The organism is Arthrobacter sp. JCM 19049, from assembly GCF_001310435.1.
Map to the genome: position 1 here is coordinate 1 of NZ_BAXF01000369.1, position 2,207 is coordinate 2,207.

The window sequence follows — 2,207 nt, forward strand, 5'->3', positions numbered from 1 at the left end:
CCCATTCCCCGCCGGCGGAAACGCCCTGCAGGATGCGCAGCAAGAGCAGCAGCACCGGGGCCAGCAGCCCGGCGCGTCGTAGGTCGGCAGCACGCCGATCAGGGTGGTGGCCGCACCCATCAGCGACAGGGTGAGCACCAGCATGGCCCGCCGGCCGATCTTGTCCCCGTAGTGCCCGGCCAGGAAGGCCCCCAGTGGGCGGAACAGGAAGGAGATGCCGACCGAGGCGAAGGAGATCAGCAGTCCGATCCTGCTGCCGGCCGGTTCGAAGAACAGCTGGGGGAAGACCAGCCCGGCGGCGGTGGCGTAGATGAAGAAGTCATACCATTCCACGGTGGTGCCGATGACCGTGGCGAAGGCGACGCGCCGTTGGTTGGACTTTTCAATGCGGGTGTTGGGCGAAGCGGCGATGCTCATGTTGCTCCTCGGTTGACGGTGTGTCGTGCGTGACCACCGCCTGAGTCTTGTGTCACCTCAGTGTTGCACCGCACACACGTAAGGTAAACTTCAAATATCTGCAATAGTTTTGAAGGAAGCCTTAAGAAGTGTCTGGATTCTCGCTGCGACATCTGCAAATCATGGCGGAACTGCCCGAACATGACACCCTGGGGTCCGCTGCTTCCGAGCTTCACATTTCCGAATCCGCGCTGTCCCAGGCGCTGAACACCATCGAACGTCTGGCGGGGGAGCAGCTGTGCCTGCGCCGCAAGGCCCACGGGATCACGATGACCGCCTCGGGACGCTACTTCTCCTCCCTGGCCCGCAAGATCGTGGCCGAGGTCGAGGATTTGAACGCGACCTTCCCGCACCGCGAGGGCGTGCTGCGCGGACCGGTGCGCTTTGGCTGCTTCGCCTCGCTCTCCCCACACCTGATTCCGGCCATCATGGAGGCTTCCCGCCATTGCACCCCCAGGTGCAGGTCTCCGTGCAGGTGGGCACGCATGACGATTTGATCCCGGCGCTGAATTCCGGGGAGCTGGACGTGGCCTTCGTCTACGATCTGATGTTGCCCCCGGATTTGCGCAAGCAGGTGGTCTACGAGACCGAGATGCAGGTGCTGCTGCACCCGCAGCACCCGTTGGCGGCCCTGGAGCGGCCCCTGGAACTTCGGGACCTGGTGGACGAACCGATGATCATGTACGAATCCACTCCCAGCACCGACTATGTCCTGCAGCTGTTCGCCGCGCAGGGTCTTGACCCGCACATCATTGCCTCGCTGCCGCAGATGATCCTGGTCAGCGCCATGGTCGGTCGTGGCTGGGGTACGGGATGCTGATGGAAAGGCCGAACAACGCCCAGCTGTCCCTGGAGGGCAGGGCCTGGCCTTCCGCCGGCTCAGTCCACCGAACTACCCCAATTCGGTGGTCGCGATCAGTCCCCGGCATACCACCCTGTCCCCGCGGGTTCAGGCGCTGCTGGATTACGCCACCGACCTGATGGGCCAGGCGATGGCCGAGCAGCGCGCCCTGGCCGAGCTGCCCGGAAGCCGATCGCGGTAGCCGATCCGGTGGCCGGAGCCTGTTGTGCGAGCGCCTGCACGAGGCATAATGGCAAGCACCACAGGCACGGCACCAACATTTGGCGGGAGTGATGGACCGATGATCGGCACATGGCAGGCACTGGTAATTGATTGCGATGATCCCGATGAACTGGCCGGGTTCTATGAGCGGCTGCTGGGCATGGTCAGGATCGACAATGACCCGGACTGGGTGAGCATCGGCGACGCCCCGGATCGTCCCGCCATCGCGTTTCAGGCCGTCACCCCATATGTTCCGCCGCAGTGGCCGGGACATGTGCACCCGCAGCAGGCGCACATCGACGTGCGGGTCAAGGACCTGGACCTGGCCGAAACCGAGGTGCTGGCGCTGGGTGCCACCGCCACCGGAGAGGGCTCCAAGACGTTCCGAGTCTACCTGGACCCGCAGCAGCATCCCTTCTGCCTGGTCAGCTGGTAGCAAGTCCGCGGTTCCCTGGCCCGGCTTGGCCTGGGGCGGGCATCTACCCCATTGGGCGAAGGCCACCCGCGCCGCCTGCAGCCGGGTCTGCACCCCCAGCTTGTCCATGACCCGCGAGGCATGGGTTTTCACCGTCGATTCGCCAATGCCCAGTTGCGCGGCGATCTGCGGGTTGCTCAGGCCCTGGCCGAGCCCCCGCAGCACCTGGATTTCACGCTCGGTCAGGCTTTCGGGCAGCGGCTCGCGCGGCGG

4 protein-coding genes and 2 pseudogenes are annotated in these 2,207 nt (G+C 65.1%); 4 read left to right on the top strand and 2 right to left on the bottom strand.

Features of this window, described 5'->3' with window-relative positions:
- Window positions 1–417, bottom strand: a pseudogene (locus tag JCM19049_RS12260) (MFS transporter); the annotation flags it as partial.
- A 128-nt stretch (window positions 418–545) separates the two neighbouring features.
- On the opposite strand from JCM19049_RS12260, the gene JCM19049_RS20680 reads away from it, so the two are divergent.
- From JCM19049_RS20680 to JCM19049_RS12270, 4 genes are all read left to right on the top strand, one after another.
- Window positions 546–953 carry a LysR family transcriptional regulator gene (locus JCM19049_RS20680; RefSeq protein WP_279403116.1) on the top strand — a complete coding sequence of 136 codons (408 nt, stop codon included), beginning with the start codon at window positions 546–548 and terminating at the stop codon, window positions 951–953.
- Window positions 932–1,276 (top strand): LysR substrate-binding domain-containing protein, encoded by a 345-nt coding sequence (locus tag JCM19049_RS20685; protein ID WP_279403117.1) that lies wholly within the window; start codon window positions 932–934, stop codon window positions 1,274–1,276. Before JCM19049_RS20680 ends, JCM19049_RS20685 begins: the two co-directional genes overlap by 22 nt.
- Before the next feature lie 85 nt (window positions 1,277–1,361).
- Window positions 1,362–1,499, top strand: a complete 138-nt coding sequence (locus tag JCM19049_RS20690; RefSeq protein ID WP_279403118.1) for a hypothetical protein — start codon at window positions 1,362–1,364, stop codon at window positions 1,497–1,499.
- Between the two features lie 99 nt (window positions 1,500–1,598).
- A complete protein-coding gene (locus JCM19049_RS12270) occupies window positions 1,599–1,955 on the top strand; it encodes a VOC family protein (RefSeq protein ID WP_054821735.1) in 357 nt (118 codons plus the stop codon).
- Window positions 1,956–2,075: 120 nt separating this feature from the next.
- On the opposite strand, the pseudogene JCM19049_RS20695 reads toward JCM19049_RS12270, so the two are convergent.
- Window positions 2,076–2,159: pseudogene (locus JCM19049_RS20695) on the bottom strand (LuxR C-terminal-related transcriptional regulator); the annotation flags it as partial.
- Window positions 2,160–2,207 lie beyond the last annotated feature (48 nt).